Annotated in this window: 18 protein-coding genes; 8 read left to right on the top strand and 10 right to left on the bottom strand. The window is 46.8% G+C overall.

Going from position 1 to position 15,874, the window contains the following annotated elements:
- Positions 1-94: 94 nt before the first annotated feature.
- Complete coding sequence (locus tag AB432_RS03890) at positions 95-796, top strand: response regulator transcription factor (RefSeq protein WP_048031119.1); 702 nt, start codon at positions 95-97, stop codon at positions 794-796.
- Positions 793-2,208 (top strand): sensor histidine kinase, encoded by a 1,416-nt coding sequence (locus AB432_RS03885; protein WP_048031118.1) that lies wholly within the window; start codon positions 793-795, stop codon positions 2,206-2,208. The genes AB432_RS03890 and AB432_RS03885 overlap by 4 nt, the downstream gene beginning before the upstream one ends.
- Before the next feature lie 33 nt (positions 2,209-2,241).
- Here the strand turns inward: AB432_RS03885 and AB432_RS03880 are convergent, their stop codons facing one another.
- Entirely contained in the window at positions 2,242-3,036 is a 795-nt protein-coding gene (locus AB432_RS03880; protein ID WP_235617722.1) for a GNAT family N-acetyltransferase, read from the bottom strand.
- 117 nt (positions 3,037-3,153) lie between these two features.
- On the opposite strand from AB432_RS03880, the gene AB432_RS03875 reads away from it, so the two are divergent.
- Entirely contained in the window at positions 3,154-4,653 is a 1,500-nt protein-coding gene (locus AB432_RS03875) for an IMP dehydrogenase (protein ID WP_048031117.1), read from the top strand.
- Positions 4,654-4,801: 148 nt separating this feature from the next.
- On the opposite strand, the gene AB432_RS03870 is transcribed toward AB432_RS03875, so the two are convergent.
- From AB432_RS03870 to AB432_RS03830, 9 genes are all read right to left on the bottom strand, one after another.
- Positions 4,802-5,776: an aldo/keto reductase gene (locus AB432_RS03870; protein ID WP_048031116.1), complete on the bottom strand. Its 975-nt coding sequence runs from the start codon at positions 5,774-5,776 to the stop codon at positions 4,802-4,804.
- 74 nt (positions 5,777-5,850) lie between these two features.
- On the bottom strand, positions 5,851-6,657 hold the full coding sequence (locus AB432_RS03865; RefSeq protein ID WP_048031115.1) for a sigma-70 family RNA polymerase sigma factor: 807 nt from the start codon (positions 6,655-6,657) through the stop codon (positions 5,851-5,853).
- 22 nt (positions 6,658-6,679) lie between these two features.
- A complete protein-coding gene (locus tag AB432_RS03860; RefSeq protein ID WP_048031114.1) occupies positions 6,680-7,261 on the bottom strand; it encodes a lytic transglycosylase domain-containing protein in 582 nt (193 codons plus the stop codon).
- Positions 7,255-7,830, bottom strand: coding sequence for a dTMP kinase (locus AB432_RS03855; protein WP_048031113.1), 576 nt, complete (start codon positions 7,828-7,830; stop codon positions 7,255-7,257). Before AB432_RS03855 ends, AB432_RS03860 begins: the two co-directional genes overlap by 7 nt.
- A gap of 4 nt (positions 7,831-7,834) precedes the next feature.
- The gene (locus AB432_RS03850) at positions 7,835-8,254 is read right to left on the bottom strand and encodes a hypothetical protein (protein ID WP_048031112.1); all 420 of its coding nucleotides are present in this window, start codon (positions 8,252-8,254) and stop codon (positions 7,835-7,837) included.
- A gap of 37 nt (positions 8,255-8,291) precedes the next feature.
- Positions 8,292-8,846 carry a sigma-70 family RNA polymerase sigma factor gene (locus AB432_RS03845; protein WP_048031111.1) on the bottom strand — a complete coding sequence of 185 codons (555 nt, stop codon included), beginning with the start codon at positions 8,844-8,846 and terminating at the stop codon, positions 8,292-8,294.
- Positions 8,847-9,164: 318 nt separating this feature from the next.
- Entirely contained in the window at positions 9,165-9,332 is a 168-nt protein-coding gene (locus AB432_RS30635; RefSeq protein ID WP_164724532.1) for a hypothetical protein, read from the bottom strand.
- A 91-nt stretch (positions 9,333-9,423) separates the two neighbouring features.
- Positions 9,424-9,684, bottom strand: a complete 261-nt coding sequence (locus AB432_RS03835) for a hypothetical protein (protein WP_048031109.1) — start codon at positions 9,682-9,684, stop codon at positions 9,424-9,426.
- A gap of 95 nt (positions 9,685-9,779) precedes the next feature.
- Positions 9,780-10,034, bottom strand: a complete 255-nt coding sequence (locus AB432_RS03830) for a hypothetical protein (RefSeq protein ID WP_048031108.1) — start codon at positions 10,032-10,034, stop codon at positions 9,780-9,782.
- A 134-nt stretch (positions 10,035-10,168) separates the two neighbouring features.
- Between AB432_RS03830 and AB432_RS03825 the strand changes: the two genes are divergently transcribed.
- From AB432_RS03825 to AB432_RS03805, 5 genes are all read left to right on the top strand, one after another.
- Positions 10,169-10,600, top strand: coding sequence for a hypothetical protein (locus AB432_RS03825; RefSeq protein ID WP_048031107.1), 432 nt, complete (start codon positions 10,169-10,171; stop codon positions 10,598-10,600).
- Positions 10,601-10,704: 104 nt separating this feature from the next.
- Positions 10,705-11,556 (top strand): hypothetical protein, encoded by an 852-nt coding sequence (locus tag AB432_RS03820; protein ID WP_048031106.1) that lies wholly within the window; start codon positions 10,705-10,707, stop codon positions 11,554-11,556.
- 146 nt (positions 11,557-11,702) lie between these two features.
- Complete coding sequence (locus AB432_RS03815; RefSeq protein ID WP_048031105.1) at positions 11,703-12,107, top strand: hypothetical protein; 405 nt, start codon at positions 11,703-11,705, stop codon at positions 12,105-12,107.
- A gap of 98 nt (positions 12,108-12,205) precedes the next feature.
- On the top strand, positions 12,206-12,436 hold the full coding sequence (locus tag AB432_RS03810; RefSeq protein WP_235617605.1) for a hypothetical protein: 231 nt from the start codon (positions 12,206-12,208) through the stop codon (positions 12,434-12,436).
- Between the two features lie 59 nt (positions 12,437-12,495).
- Positions 12,496-15,867: a hypothetical protein gene (locus AB432_RS03805; protein ID WP_048031103.1), complete on the top strand. Its 3,372-nt coding sequence runs from the start codon at positions 12,496-12,498 to the stop codon at positions 15,865-15,867.
- The last annotated feature ends 7 nt before the right edge of the window (positions 15,868-15,874 follow it).

Raw genomic sequence — 15,874 nt, 5'->3', positions numbered from 1 at the left:
TTTTCCACGATTCTCATACGTCCGTGCCACACATCTTGTTTTTGGCTATGCTACAATACTGATATAAAACAGATGCAAAGCGAGGCCACAATCTATGAATACCCCCTACCTCGTCTATCTGGTGGACGATGAAACGAACCTGTTGGAGCTCTTGCAATCGTATTTGCAAAGTGCTGGATTGCAGGTGAAAGCGTTTTCTAATGGCAAGGACGTCTTGCCGTTACTTGATGAAGAAACACAGCCGCATTTGTGGATATTGGATATCATGATGCCTGACATCGACGGCTATGAGCTCTTGCGTCTTATCCGCGAAAAGTCGAATGTCCCGATCATCTTCATCTCCGCTCGCGATCAGGATGTCGATAAAATCATCGGATTGGAACTGGGCAGCGACGACTATTTGGCGAAGCCTTTTCTCCCTCGCGAACTGGTCATCCGTGCGAAAAAGCTGCTACAGCGCACTTATGAGAAGCCCGGTGCTACTGCTTCCTCTACCCAAACTTTCCAAGATTGGGTAACAGTTGATCCTTATATGATCTCAGAAAAAGGCAGACAAGTAAAAGAAGGCGACGAACTCATTGATTTAACCACAAAAGAATTCGAGCTCATCGTCTACCTTTTGCACAATCAAGGCTTGGCCTTGAATCGCGAGCAAATTCTGACCTCCATCTGGGGAGAAGACTACATCGGCTCAGACAGAGCTGTCGATGACTTGGTGAAGCGCATCCGCAAGAAAATGCCCAAGTTTCCATTGGAGACGGTCTATGGCTTCGGCTACCGAATGACGCGTATATGAGCAAATTCCGGCTGAAAAATCTGCCGATATCAAGGCAAATCCTCATTTTGTTCATGATCCTGACAAGCGTCCTCGGGGTTGGCCTTGGCATCGGTTATCCGATGGCTGTCAAACAGTATCTGGTCTCCAACACTTACTCGCTCTTGGAAGAAGAGTTTTACACCTTATCTCAGCATATCTCCTTTAACGAGCATAATGAGCTGCTGCCTGTTCCGGCTGCGGCCCCTTACTTTTTACAGCTCTTGCTCCAACGTTATGAGTACTCATTTGATATGATCGTCTATGCTGAAAACGGTCAAGAGCTGGGGCGCCGAAGCAATAGCAATGGCCGTATTCCGTATGAGGATTCCAAGGAGCTGTTCCTAAAAGCAGCCACATACCCAAGCAACAAGCTCCAGCATGGTTCGCTGGATCGTGGAGCCGAGAGCTATTTGTTCGTCAGCAAAAAAATGGATTACCATGGCTTCCCCTACTACATGGTGCTCTTCTCCAAGGAACAGGAGCTCAACCAGATTAATTCGATCCTGACTCGTCAGTTTTTGCTCGTGTTTGGTCTGCTACTGCTCGTAAGCTGGTTGTTGGCCGTGTGGTTTAGCGGGTATTTGAGCAGACCTTTGCGTACACTTGAAGAGCTGTGCAAAAAAATCGCTCGTCGTCAATTCGATATCCCGCTTGCGATGGATCGCGGAGATGAGATCGGTCAGCTCGCCCGCTCATTCGATATGATGAAAAACCAACTGAAGGAATACGACGAGTCACAGCAACATTTTGTCCAAAATATTTCCCATGAGCTCAAAACACCGATCATGGCGATTCAAGGATACACACAAGGGCTCATCGAAGGCGTTTTCCAGGGCCCTCAGGCTGAAAAAGGGCTTTCCATCATCATGGAAGAGAGCAAGCGCCTCGAAAAGGTCGTCGGACAGCTCTTGTACATCACGAAGATCGAGTCTGTCTCTCAAATGATGCAAGTCGACCGCGTCGACCTGTCAGAGATGATGCACCTGTTGAAGCAGCGGCTATCCGTGCTCAATCCGCAAATCGAGTGGGAGTTAAATCTGGCAGCCGACTTGATCGTGGAGGGAGACGGCGAGCAATTGAGCACTGCGTTTGTCAATATCATGGAAAATCAATTGCGCTACGCCAAAAGCCGACTTACCATCACAGGTAGACACGCGGGAAAAAGCGTAGTCGTCGCGATTTCCAATGATGGGCCACTTATTGAGGAGGCGCTGCTGCCGAATTTGTTCCAGCGTTTCCGCAAAGGAAAGTCGGGCAAGCATGGGCTTGGACTCGCTATTGCACGTGCCGTCTTGGAAGCACATAAAGGGACGATTGATGCCCGCAACGATCCAGATGGACCTTGCTTTACAATGATCGTACCCGTTGAGTTCAAAGGCCGATTGAATTGACAGGAGGGGACACTTGTCCTCTCTTTTTCTATTTTAAAAGAGAAATTCAATAAAAGCGTAAGAAGATACCGTGACAAAACCGAGCTTCTCATACACGTGTACCGCCGTAGGATTATCGGCAAAAACCATCAAATAAACATTCGCAGACTTCGCCAAGCCTATCCGGGAAATATCTGAGCTGATTTGCGTACCCAACCCTTTTTGCCGATGATAAACAGATGTTCCAATGTTCCCGATTTCTACGTAGGCTTCGTCATAGACATGAAAGCCTGCTACAGCCATCGGTTCTCTTCCTTCCGAAAAGAGTGCAATGTGTGGCATTTCTGCTACTTCCTCTGCTCGAAAACTAATCATGCCAAGCTCTGCCGCCATATTCTCCACGATTTGTGCTTCGGATAACTCCAGTATTCGTGATTCTCCCACCGGTAAAAGACGCTCAGGATCGGTTAGTTTCATCAAATACATGGTACGTGTGGCGAGTATATTCGGAATCTGTACGCGCGTAAGGAGAGGCTCTGCTAATGCAAGCACGCCCTTTTGTCCATCTGGCAGGCTGCCATCTAGCACTTCTTTTAGATAGGAGAGCATCGGCTCCACTTCGTAATTTTCCTCCCCCTCTACCACATGAAGAGAAAACGCGTGAAAAGGCATCCCTTTTAAGTAAGACCCGATGGCAATTAATTCTTTTTGGGCGCTGTCCGTTACAACGACGCTCCTGTCCGTTCGCAAATACATATTTCTGTATAAAATGTACGAATCTTCTAACGAAATTTGTTCCAAAAGCTGGCGTTGTTCATGACCTGTTCGCAATTTTAGCAAAGAAATCACTCCTTCTAACAATTCCCTATTGACGTTGTCGTACTTCACGGTTAACATGGTAAAAATTTCTCTATTAAAGAGGCAGTTCAAAAAATCGAGACCAACTTCACCTAGGAGGAGAGAATCGTGGCTTTTTATTACACAGAACCATCTCGAACGTTTAATGAGTTTTTGTTGTTGCCAAATCTCACCACAAAAGAATGCACTCCGAACAATGTGGACTTATCCACTCCGATTACCAAGTATAAAAAAGGTGAAAAGCCTGCCATCTCACTAAACATACCGTTCTCATCCGCAGTCATGCAAGCAGTTTCCGACCATCATATGGCGGTCGCATTGGCTAGATGTGGCGGTATTTCGTTTATTTTTGGCTCCCAGTCCATCGAGAGCCAGGCAACCATGGTTCGCAAAGCAAAGGGCTACAAGGCTGGTTTCGTCGTGAGCCGTTCCAACCTGACACCAAGCCATACGCTGAAAGACATTTTGGAATTGAAAGAGGCGACAGGCCACTCCACCGTTGCCATTACGGAAGATGGTACGGCAAAAGGCAAGCTGCTCGGAATCGTAACAGGTCGCGATTATCGCATCAGCCGTGACTCTCAGGACAAACTCGTCAGCGATATCATGACGCCATTCTCAAAGCTGATCTATGGCAAATCTGGCATCTCGCTCTCCGAAGCCAATGACCTGATCTGGGAGCACAAGCTCAACTGCTTGCCAATCGTGGACGAAAATCAAAATCTCGACTTCCTCGTTTTCCGCAAGGACTACGATTCCCGCAAAAACAATCCGCTGTCCCTTTTGGATGCGAACAAGAGCTATATCGTTGGTGCCGGTATCAATACAAAAGACTACAAGGAGCGCGTCCCTGCGTTGGTGGAAGCAGGCGTTGATATTTTGGTCATCGACTCCTCCGACGGCTTCAGCGAATGGCAACGCGAGACGGTTCAATATGTAAAAGAAAACTTCAATGTTCCGATCGGTGCAGGTAACGTCGTCGATAAGGAAGGCTTCCGCTACCTCGTGGAATCAGGCGCAGATTTCATAAAAGTAGGGATTGGCGGCGGCTCCATCTGCATTACCCGCGAACAAAAAGGAATCGGACGCGGCCAAGCCTCTTCCCTCATTGAAGTGGCAGCAGCTCGCGACGAGTACTTCAAGGAAACAGGCATTTACGTTCCGCTCTGCTCCGACGGCGGAATCGTACATGACTACCACGTGACACTGGCTTTGGCTATGGGTGCAGACTTTGTCATGCTGGGCCGTTACTTCGCTCGCTTCGACGAAAGCCCGACCAAAAAAGTGAAGATCGGCAACAACTTCGTGAAAGAATACTGGGGAGAAGGCTCCAACCGCGCTCGCAACTGGCAACGCTATGACACTGGCGGCAAAAGCAGTCTCGTCTTTGAAGAAGGCGTAGACTCCTATGTACCATATGCGGGAAGCCTGCGCGAGAACATGGATCGCACCTTGAGCAAAATCAAATCGACCATGTGCAATTGCGGGTCTCTCTCCATCTCCGAGCTTCAACAAAAAGCGCGAATCACCGTTATCTCTGCTACCAGCTTGGTAGAAGGCGGCGCACATGACGTTATCTTGAAAGAAAGCAGCATGGCTGCTGAGTAATACAATCGACGTAATCACAAAAAACCAGTCTGCGGCTCACAGTGCTAGCAGACTGGTTTTTTTCTTAAAATCCTCACGCGATGAGGGGGGATATCCAGGCATCTTGTTAGTAGTAGCAGGAATGTTAGTCTACAACTACCACCATTGTTTACGGCAAACGATATTCGGCAAACGGTTCCCCGTTTCGGTATATGTCACTCAATCGATCCAGCTCTGCCAATGTCGCTTCATCCAACGTCAAAGCTGCACTTTGCAAATTATCCGTAAGCTGCCCTACACTGGTCGCGCCCACGATCACCGAAGAGACAGCCGGCTTGTGCATGAGCCAAGCCAGGGACAGCACACTGGGGGATACGCCTATCTCCGCCGCTACCTGACTGATTTTGCGACCAAACTCCAGCTTGTCTTCGCTCAGCAACCGGACGAAACGCGGCTCCTTGTCCGCACGCGAACCAGCCGGAGCCTGTTCTGCGGAGGTATATTTTCCTGTTAAAATTCCGCCAGCGAGCGGGAAGTACGGAATGATCCCCACCCCCTGGTCAAGACAAAGCGGTACGAGTTCACGCTCGGGCATCCGATCTGCAAGCGAGTAGCTGACCTGCGTTGATACGTAACGATTCAGCCCTTCCCGCTGACTAATACCGATTGCCTTCATCAATTCCCAGGCCGCATAGTTGGAAGCCCCGATGTAACGCACCTTCCCGGACCGAACCATGTCATCTAGTGCGCGGAGTGTTTCCTCCAAAGGCGTCTCTGGATCAAACGTATGAATTTGATATAAGTCCACATAATCGGTGCGCAAGCGCTTCAAGCTGTTCTCCAGCTCCAGCATCAGGTGATAACGCGATGAGCCTCTCTGATTCGGTCCTTCGCCTTTTACCAAACCAGCCTTCGTCGCCAAAACGACCTCGTGCCGCTTCCCTTCCAATGCCAGCCCGATGATTCGCTCCGATTCTGTTTGCGTGTAAATATTTGCCGTATCAATAAAGGTAATCCCGTTTTCGATTGCGGTATGAATGATGTTTACAGACGTTTGCTCATCCGCACGCCCTCCGAATGAGTTCGTGCCTAATCCCAATGCTGATACCTTCAATCCACTGCCACCGAGTCGGTAGTATTTCATATTGTGATCGACCTCTTTTCATAATAGGAGTGCTCTTCCATTATCTCCTATTTGGGAGGGATTGAAAAATAAGATTAGGAAAGTTTATTTTTCGAAATATTCTGTATTTTTTTCATAGTTCTTGATACACACATTTGGGATACATTTAAAAAATCTGCTGTTTGCGTCTGATTGTATCCTGCCATCCTTAGTTGCAGGACTTGCCACTCTTTTGATGAGATTTGATTTTGCAGTTGCGCAAGCAAAGCAGTAACATACAGTTTGTCCAGCACGTACTCTTCCACGTCTCGTCCTTCGTCCTTCAAGACGTCCATAGCGGTGGCAGCTTCATGGCTCGAAGCAGATGCCTTCAAGTATGGCTCCTGTAAATACTTCACAGGTCTCCCGACATCCAGCGCTTTTTTGATCTGTTCCTCATTTTCACCCAACAGTGCAGACAATTCTTCTATGGTAGGGAGATAGCCCAGGTCTGCCTCTATTTTACTGATGTGTTGGAGAATCGTTGTTGCCGTTCTAGTCGGCCGTACAATATTTCCGCTATCTCGCAAAAAGCAGTTGATCTCCCTCACAATCGTTATGACTGCAAAGGACGAAAACTTCACGCCTCTTGTTATATCAAAAGCTTTGATAGCCTTGATGATTCCCATTCTCCCCAATTGCAAGATATCCGCTTTTTCCAAGCAATATTGCCTCACTAATGTCTCTGGCTTTCCAATATATTTGTGCACAGAATGCCAAATGAGATCTTCATTTGCGAGTATCACTTCACCAAGATACTCACTGTCTTCCTTGCAGCGGCGAATATTCTCCATGTTATACAAGGAATATTGTGCTTGATTCTTGCCCACTCTCTGTTTTACGAACAGCGCATGCTCACTCATAATACCTCCTCCCAGCCTATCTTTATGATTTGCTTAATAAGCCGTTCATTTTTTTGTAATGGGTCATGACTTTTGTATAGTAGCCATCGTGATAACGATTTCGGTCGACATTTCCCTCGCCCTGGTTATAGGCGATGATACTTAAACGAAGGTCTCCATATTTCTTTTGCAAGAGATCCAAATACTTGATACCCGCTTGCAGGTTGATCACTGGATCAAACAGGTCATCAGGATGAACTCCCAGCCAGCTTCCTGTGCGTGGCATGATTTGTAATAATCCTCTTGCGCCCTTGCCAGAGATCGCGTCATGCTGAAAACGGCTTTCCTGCCAGATCATCGCCATGATCAAAACCGGATCTATTTCGTATTGCTTGGATAATCCAAAAATCGTTTCTGTATAAAGCTCGACTGTGGCTTTATCCAGTCTCGGCGCAACCTGTGTGATTACGTTTGCAAGCTCCTTTTTTCTATGCACCTGCCTATCTGTGTCCCTGGCCAGTTTCAGCACAGGATGAATTTCCGACAGCCCCTTTTCTACGGCTGGCAGTACAGCATTAGCGGGAATGAACACTGCGGCAACAATGCCGATTAGTTTTGTTAGCACGTAACTCGCCTTTTCAGATGTAGCTGATGGACTGCTTGCAGAATGTTTTTCTGCATTCTCTCCACCCCGATTGCCGTATCCAATGTAAGGACCGATCGTCGCGAAGCTTGGGCAAGGGACAGATAGGCTTCCTGCACCTTGAGCAGCATGGCATTATTCGCATCTACTTCGGTTCGCAGAAAAAAGGTTGCGTCGGGTCGCTTCGTCAAATCACTCATCGTGGAATACCAGGAAAGAGGAGTATCCTTTATATAGAAGTAGTAATAATTGGACAGTTCGTAATGATCAATGATGATAAAATCAACGTTCTCCTTCGAAAGCCTCGCCATTTCTCGCTGATAGTCCAGAAAATCGGCTTCAAAAAGCTTCCCTACCGCTTTCTCATCCAGCTCAATTTCGCAGCGAAGCCACATGCCAATGACCGCTCCAATTGGGGTATCTAAACGCGGAAACGATACTCTTTTCACTTTATATCCGAGGCATCTCAAATTTTCTTCTAGTAACGCCGCTTGGGCTTCCTTCGCATTGGCGTCAATTCCTTCGAAAGCAACAATCGTGGGCTGTCTCATGGCACTACATCGTCTCCTTATTTGTCGAGATTTCCTCTGCTGCTTCACGAAGCTTTTTCTCTGCTTCCAGCTCAGCAGCCTGAGTAGCCAGATGATCTGCTAGCATTTGTTCGAATTCTTCCTTTGTAATCTCATAAATCTCGGAATGGAGTCGGTTCACCGTGTATCCCATACCGTCGGTCAGTAAAAAGTTTGTGTAGGTCAACGGCTCCTCACGAAACTCCTGCTTTTCGTAATCGAAAGCAATGACTGCTTTTTCAATGCCCGCTACGCAACCGCCGAACCAGATATTTACCTCTTCTTCTCCACCCTCGGCTGTAGGTGTTGTATGCATATTGGTCGGAACGTGTACATATTTTCCAATGACCTGATGGGAGAGCTCCTCGGTCAATTCCTCATTCAACTTTTTCAACAAAACTGCCATGCTGGATCATTCCTTTTCATTGATTATTTGTGTATGTCTACAGCTCACCGTACTGCTTCAAAATCGCCTTGATGATTTGACACACTCTTTCCTTGCTGATATTGAATCTTTGGCCAATTTCCTCATGGTAATAGCCTTCACTTCTCATCTGGAGAATCAGCTTGTCTCGCGTGGACAGCTTCATATACTCCATGATGTCGATCATCATCTCTACTTCCTCATAGCGAAACTCCTCGCTCGGAGAAGCAATACGACTGATCATCGTTTCCTCTTCATTCTCATCTCCACCAGAGACAAGAACTGCATTACTGTTTGTCAGGTTTTTTTGCGTGCCTGCTTTCCGCAAGCAGTCGCGAATTTTATTCGTAATCACATGATCGACAAAGGTAGTCACTCTGGCTTTTTCCTGGTCGTAATCCTTCATCGTGCGATACACCTTTAAGAGAACCTCCTGAACGACATCATCATGGGTCATTCCAGCAAACGTCATTCCGGTCAGCTTGGCTTCACAGTTTTCTTTTGCCTTCTGCAAAAAATCATCGACTTTCCCTGCAAAAAATAACTCGTCCATTTGGTGAAGTTGATCTGTCATGTACTTCATCCCCTCCTCATGCTCCTATTCACAGTGGCTCTATCACACTAGGTAATGGGAGGAGGGATTTAGCAACCAGCTTTCAAAATTTTTTTCGGACAAGTTTGCAAGGTACCAGCCGTGAATACTTTTCCATTCAAAATCTTCCAGGAAGCACACTGACGCTTGAGGTACCACTGGCAATCGCGACAAATGTCATGAACCACACACCGACAAGTCATGGGTACGACATCCTGTTCCTTTGCTGACATCACGCTGTCGTTGACTGTGATTTTCTTTTGGCAGGCATTTTCATAATCACATCCCTGACAGGCCATGCTACCCACCGATCCTGACGATCCCGATTCCTTTTAGGGACTCAGGATTCACTTGAACATGCTCGCGAAAAAACTCTTCCAAAACAGCTATGGGGGTGTCTTGGGTCGACGTATATTTCATGACCTGCACCTGCTCTCCATCTGCCGAAAAACTAATCTGATAGTACATGGTTTCTCCCCTCCTTTTGCTTCTTGTCGAATCTATACGAAGCGATTTGCGATGCATTAAGCAGATTTTGAAAAATAAAAAAACCAGCCGTTTATTCCAGCTGGTCCTCTACGTATAATTCCTCTATCATTTCGTCTGTTATCTTCATCTTCCCAAATTCCTGGCAAACTTTTTGAAATCCAAACAGCAGGGAGTCATTTTCTGTGAAAACCTCGTTCAGGTCCATTCCCACCATGCCAAGCGCGTCACTGAGCTCCTCCCAGCCTTCGCGATCGATATCCTCTCCCAGTAGAAATTCAGCTAATGCAGCAATAACTACGACATACAATACGGCTTTTTTGGAATCTCTCATTCTTATCCCCCTCAATTCTTATTCGTTTGAGATAGAATAGACAGTTTCGAATGAGTTTTCTCCCTTTAAAAAGAAAAAGCCCGCTGTAAACGGGCCTACTTTACATCTGCGATGATTTTTTGAATCAAACTTTCATCAAGCAAATGGCTGGCTACTGTCAATGCCTTTGCCATTCGCTCCTTATCTCCATCAAAAACCTCGTGGATAATGTGACGCACACTTTCTTCATTCAGCATGAAGTTCTTGGCCATCGCTATAATCCCAACAACAGCTTCATGATCCTTGAGCGCCTTCGCAGAAACTTTTTCCTTCGTTTGTTGAATGATGATTTGTATCCTATCACTTCGCAATGTTATGACCTCCTGGCTTATTGACGACCGAATATGTATTCCAAGGGAGACATCTTCCTCATCTGTCTAACCTATGAACGTAGAAGGAGCACATTTTGTTCCCAAAATTCTCAGCAAAAGGGGGTGAATCATTCGTGGTTGTCGACCTCTATCATCATCTCTATGAATTACTGTCTACAGATAGCCAGTTGCTCGCATTACTCGGAATTGCTCCAGAAGACAAGGACTCCCTGTCCAAGCAGATTATCAAACGAAGAAAGCTCACCGAGCTATCTGATGTTACGAAGCCTCTCCTTTCCTTCTACGCAACTTCCGGAAAGCGCGACACCGATAATCCCCTCCTTCTCACCAGCTTTTTCCGATTGGATGTGATCACGCCTGGTGATGTCGAGCTGGCGCATCAAATCACGAACCATCTTTTCCATCTCTTAGACGGCAAAAGCTTATCGCTGAATGGAATAGAAGGATTGGACACGTATGTTGTCTCGCAGCAGGAATCCGATACGGGCCATTCCTCTGCGTACTGCTTCACACTGATCACGAAGTTTACTTTGCAAGTTTGTTAGACATTTCAAAACCCCGTCTATCCTATGACAAGCTGATCGCGGTTCCCTTTCCACACGATTCAGCAACAGCATCCAAATCCCCTATCTAGAAGGAGTGACTTTCATTGTCTAAAAAAATGATTATCAAAGGTGTCGGTCAATTTCTTGCCAAACGCGCTTCCAAAGATGGAAATGGCGTCGAAGTCATTACGCTTGGTAATATGCAGGACCTGAAAATTGACATGAATGTTGAAATGGAGGATATCTTTGGCGGCGATGGACTCTTCGCCATTGACACTCTCGTCAAATCGAAAAGCATTGAGATTACCGCAACGGATGCCAAATTTGATCTGGCCGCACTTGAGCTCATGATGGGCTCCAAGCTGCAAGAGCAAAAGAGCGACTATGTCTATGTGCTGGGTGAGCAGAAAGTAATTACTGCTGGCAGCCTTGATCGTTCTGCATCCACTGGCGACGCTGGTGTGTGTGAAGTCGACTTTGGCGGTACCCTCTTCAACGGCGGCGGATTTGCTGTTCGTCTGAAAAATAGCAATCGCCTGTTGAAGCAAGTTAGCTTGAGTACGTCTGCTGCTCCAAAAGCTGACGAATTCATGGTGGATACTTTCAAAGATGGCGGCGAAGATAAAACGCGTCTCATCTTCTCGCCTGCCCTGATCAATGAAGATGTGGTCTTCAACTATCAGCGAACCGAAACCGTAGACGTGGTCGACATTTTGATGGATGAAGTGCCATTCCCGGTTCATGTCGTCCATCACGGCTCCTTCCTGCAAAAAGACGGAACCTATGCAGGCATTGAAACTGAGCTGTTCTCCTGCATGGCAAAAGGCAGCTTCTCGATCGATGCGGCCCGCTCCACAGCCAGCACTTCCGCTATTTCCTTGTCCGTTATTGATCCAGAGCGAGCAGATGGCAAGCTAGGCAGTGTGAAACGTTTCGTATCGACCAAAAAAGTGTAAACCTTTCAAGGCTAATCAGGCTGAGTGGAGAGCTCCGTGCTCTTCGCTCTTGCCTTGCTTTTCTCAAAGGGAGTAACTTACAACGAATCATAGCGAACGACAACTCATTTTAGCAAGTAAATATATGTTTCAAGGAGGGATCTTTCGTGCTAAACCAACAAGAAGATCTGGAAAAAAAACATGCAGAGATGATGAACCAGGAAGCTGTAGAGCGCATCAAAAAACAGCAGGAGGCTGATCTGGTCGAAGCTATCTTCTTTGAAGATGATAGTGAAATCATGCTGCGTGATGGCAAAACCTACCGGATTCCGCCTGTGACCTTAAAAGACGCCCGCATCCTGATGAAAAAGCTAGGAACCGTCCATATCGACGCGATTATCCTTAATTTCCTCCCCTACGAAAACAAGGAAGAAGATTTATTCGATATCCTGCTTCTAGGCTTTCGCAACTACCCTGCGGTTACTCGTGAGTACTTGGATGAACATTGTGATTTGGAGACGGCCAAAAAGCTTATTAACCTCCTCATTGGTCTAAACGGCTTAAAAAAGTAGAGAGTGGCGAGGGTGACAGTTCCACCATTCGCGATATGGAATCTGGTGAGCCACTTGATTGGGGCGATCTATTTTTTCATCTCCATAAGGACTGTGGTTTGAAGAAATGGGATATTTGGGAGTACACCCTTCCCCAAGTAGCAGAATTAATGAAGAGAGTGAACAAATACATTCAATTTGAGGTAGAGACGCGCATGGGTTTTCCTTTCTTGAGAAGAAAGGGAACGAATTCTGTCGACAGCTCTCCCCTTGCACCTAGCTCACAAGACTATCAGGAAATTTCCGAAGACGATATTGCCGTACTTGGCAAAGTGTTAGGTGGTCTATAACCCGTTTCTGTCTATTCTAAGACCAGAACGGGATTTTTCTTTTGAGGAAGGTGATATTCATGGAAACTCAACGTTTGACCGATGCCCTCCGCTCTATAACGAGTACTGTACGAAATTCAGTAGAACAGTCGGCATCCCCATTTCGTCCCCAACAAGCTGCACCATTTTTTCAAGCACTGCATCAGCAACTGTACGAACTACGCCAAATGATACGGGACATTGAATCGAAGCCGCTCAGCATTTCCCGTAAGTACGAGTCTCAGCCCGTTTCCCATGCTGCTCCTGCTTCCCGACTGTCTGTAAGTACAGGAGAAGTCATTTCCCCGTTCCGCTTTGTGACTTTTCCTGATGCTCCCGTTAAAAGAACGGAAAAGTCCTATGGCACGAGAAGCACCCTCCATCCACAAGCTTGGGAAGAGGCTGCCGTAGATGTGTTGCGAAACATGATGAGCAGCGGCCTTCACACGCTGATCACCTCGATGGATATCGAAAATTGGGAGTCAGCGAAATCTTTGAACCGTCTGTTAAAGAAGGCAGAGCGTAATTTTTTGTTCAAAGATACGAACATGATGGATTTGGCGCAGGCACGCGTTTCTGGACGAACGACGGATCAAAAACAAGTGGAAGAAGAAGCCCATGGTTTGCGCGAATACTTGCGATCGGGAGTCAAACAAGACCTGCGGGATATCGCGCTAACGCATGCCGTCAGCCTTGAAGCAGTAACCAGAGCCTACTATACATCTTCCCGCCAATCCAATGACCCGTATGTAACTGTAGCCGATATTCGGGAGAAAGCAGCTCTGTTACCAGATAACCCTCTCGCTCCCCAAAACCGGAAGCAAACCATCTGGCAGGCAGCATCCGTAGAAGCATTCGATCTTTTTAAAAATCAGCCCGGCAGCTTTCCTACGCTTTTGATCCACCTGCTTCAGCGCATGCGAGAAAGCCAGAACCAATTATCGCTCGCTGTGCGTCTGTTGAAAAATGCTGCGGATCAATACGGAGGAAAAGCCTCCTACGTCAAAGCTCAGCGCAATCTTTATGAAGGAAGTGAGCAGCGAAGACACGAGCGTGTTACCGCACTGCTTGGTCAATCCTCTTCTCCCTTTACACAAGAGGCGCTGGAAATCCAGTCCTGGCAATTGCAAAATCTGTCTTCCTATCAGGCTGCCCGCACTCGAATAATTCGCAACAGGCTAGAACAGAAAAGGGTACAAGAGCTGTATCCGTACAATGATCGATTGTTAAAGGCATTGATTGCGGAAGAGAAAAAGCTTCTTGAACAGTTGCATTTGCTCAGACGGAAGATGCGCGACGTAGAGCGTCAGGCACATTTGCTCACCAGCCGAATCCTTTTGGTCCAGCGCGCATTTGGGGGATTGCAGAGCACGATTACCACCTTGATTCCTTCTGTCTCTTCGCTGGATGAGAAGCTGCGTGCCCTTGCTGATACGTCTATCATAACCGACCAGCAGATCACGGACATGACAAGCGATTTGAAGCAGCAGGAGGAACAACTCCAGAAAACACGGGAAGCCTTGAACGAATTGACAGAAGCACTGTCCACGGCTGTACCCAAACCTCCGACTGCCGCAGCGGGTTCTCAGGCCGCTCCCTCAGCTACAGCCGCAAGCAGTTCATCCTCTACCGCTAGCAGACTCGCTCCTGTTGCTGCTCTCCTTTTTGACGAATTATCTGGTGATTTCAAGACGAAGATACGGGACAAGATGTTTAAAGGCAAAAAGAAGGAGGATAAGAAAGATGCTGACTCTGACTCCGACTCTGACTCTGACTCCGACTCTGACTCTGACTCTGACTCTGACTCTGAAACCGATTCTGAATCTAAACCTAAATCCGAATCTAAACCTAAACCTAAATCTGCCGAAAAAACGAGCGATACGGATGAGACAGACTCCACTCCAAAAGGCCCATCCAAAGCAGGCAAAGCTGCTTCAACGTCTGTTGATGATGCAACCAAGAGTGTACCAGCATGGCGAAAAGGATTAAAAAATGCTGGGAAATTTTTAAAAGGCGCAGGTGTCTTAGGTGCTGGTTTAACGGCGCTCACGTTCTTGGATACTTTTAACAAAGACTGGTTACAGCCTTTGTTTATGTCCGACACCCAGCGACAAAGCAGGGTCTTGGATAATCAAAAAAACCTCGCGGCTGACATCATGAATATTGACAAAATGCCTCCTGTTTTAAAGGCTATGGGTTATATATCAACAGCTTTTAATGCTGTTACAGATAGTGCGATCAACCTCATGGGTGGCACTGCTCCTTCATGGAGCGATTACTCGAAAGCCTTGCAAGCCGGTGATAAATACGACGGTGCTAGGCTCAAAGAAGAGTTAAATAAAACGCTTCAGCTAGACGAGAAGGAAGCTGACCTTGAATTCGAAAAAACGAAATCCGATAAGAAAAAACTGGAGGAGAAAGATAAGAACTCTAAGCTTATCGATATCGATGGCGACGGCTCCAAGTTGGACAATTCCCCCATTACTTCATGGAAAGAGGTTAAAACACTCGACCTTGGCAAGGAAGTAGTTGGTTATCATCTGGAAAAACTCGACTATAATGACAAAAATCTCAAAGCCAAATACGAAACAGAAAAGAGCAAACTTTTGTCCGAGGGCAAAACAGAAGATTCCCAGGAAATTCTAGACCTATTTGCAAAGTACCAAGATGGTAGAAGAGCAAATAACAGAACAATTCGTTTTTTACTGGAAAGCCTCATCAAGAATATTCCTGACAATAGCGACGCCAAACTAGTAGGACAATATACACTTGCGGGCTTAGACGCTTCTTATGAACAAATTAACCTCGATAAAACCAACCATACAGCCGGCACCAAAATTGAATCTGCGATGAGCAAAGTGAGCTCTGACCTGGCAAATAAAGAGCATCAGTATTACATTGACCGAAGCAAAGCACTCTTAGCTGGTCACAGTGCCAATTCTGAAGTCATTAAGAAACTCGAGGAAGAATATTTACGCAGTACGATTGAGTCGTTAGATGCAGGGAATTCTGACATGGATCGTCTTTTGTCCGAGTACCAAAACAACGAGACATTCAAGAAAAGCATCGAGGACTTTAAAAAAGGCCTCGAAAAAGCCAAATACGACAATCTCGTATCCCTGAATATGTCCAAGCGGCCCACCAAAGGAACCTTCAACATGCCCGACGGCTTGCAGCCTCTTACCTATTGGGGCATGCAAACCGCAAATGCAACACATAGCACCTACGACCTTACCTATGGTGGCAACAGCAATGTGAACATTACCATCGCCAACATGAGCGGAACCGAGGCTGACCTACAGCGCATCGGCTCGACCGTCAGCGAAGCCATTCGCAGTACACAAGCAAGCCTTTCCACCGAATTGAGCCAACAAGTACGCTCCGGCATCGCCACGAGCTACACGAGATTGTAAGGAGGTA

It is taken from the genome of Brevibacillus brevis (genome assembly GCF_001039275.2).
In the GTDB taxonomy this organism is placed as follows: domain Bacteria; phylum Bacillota; class Bacilli; order Brevibacillales; family Brevibacillaceae; genus Brevibacillus; species Brevibacillus brevis_C.
This window is presented reverse-complemented; position numbering and strand designations above follow the sequence as displayed.

Bases quoted from the DNA above. Each gene is read 5' to 3' on its own strand.
- AB432_RS30635 (WP_164724532.1), bottom strand. From the start codon at position 9,332: ATGTACTATCAGATTAGTTTTTCGGCAGATGGAGAGCAGGTGCAGGTC.
- AB432_RS03890 (WP_048031119.1), top strand. From the start codon at position 95: ATGAATACCCCCTACCTCGTCTATCTGGTGGACGATGAAACGAACCTG.
- AB432_RS03865 (WP_048031115.1), bottom strand. From the start codon at position 6,657: ATGAGTGAGCATGCGCTGTTCGTAAAACAGAGAGTGGGCAAGAATCAA.
- AB432_RS03855 (WP_048031113.1), bottom strand. From the start codon at position 7,830: ATGAGACAGCCCACGATTGTTGCTTTCGAAGGAATTGACGCCAATGCG.
- AB432_RS03850 (WP_048031112.1), bottom strand. From the start codon at position 8,254: ATGGCAGTTTTGTTGAAAAAGTTGAATGAGGAATTGACCGAGGAGCTC.
- AB432_RS03870 (WP_048031116.1), bottom strand. From the start codon at position 5,776: ATGAAATACTACCGACTCGGTGGCAGTGGATTGAAGGTATCAGCATTG.
- AB432_RS03805 (WP_048031103.1), top strand. From the start codon at position 12,496: ATGGAAACTCAACGTTTGACCGATGCCCTCCGCTCTATAACGAGTACT.
- AB432_RS03885 (WP_048031118.1), top strand. From the start codon at position 793: ATGAGCAAATTCCGGCTGAAAAATCTGCCGATATCAAGGCAAATCCTC.
- AB432_RS03845 (WP_048031111.1), bottom strand. From the start codon at position 8,846: ATGACAGATCAACTTCACCAAATGGACGAGTTATTTTTTGCAGGGAAA.
- AB432_RS03835 (WP_048031109.1), bottom strand. From the start codon at position 9,684: ATGAGAGATTCCAAAAAAGCCGTATTGTATGTCGTAGTTATTGCTGCA.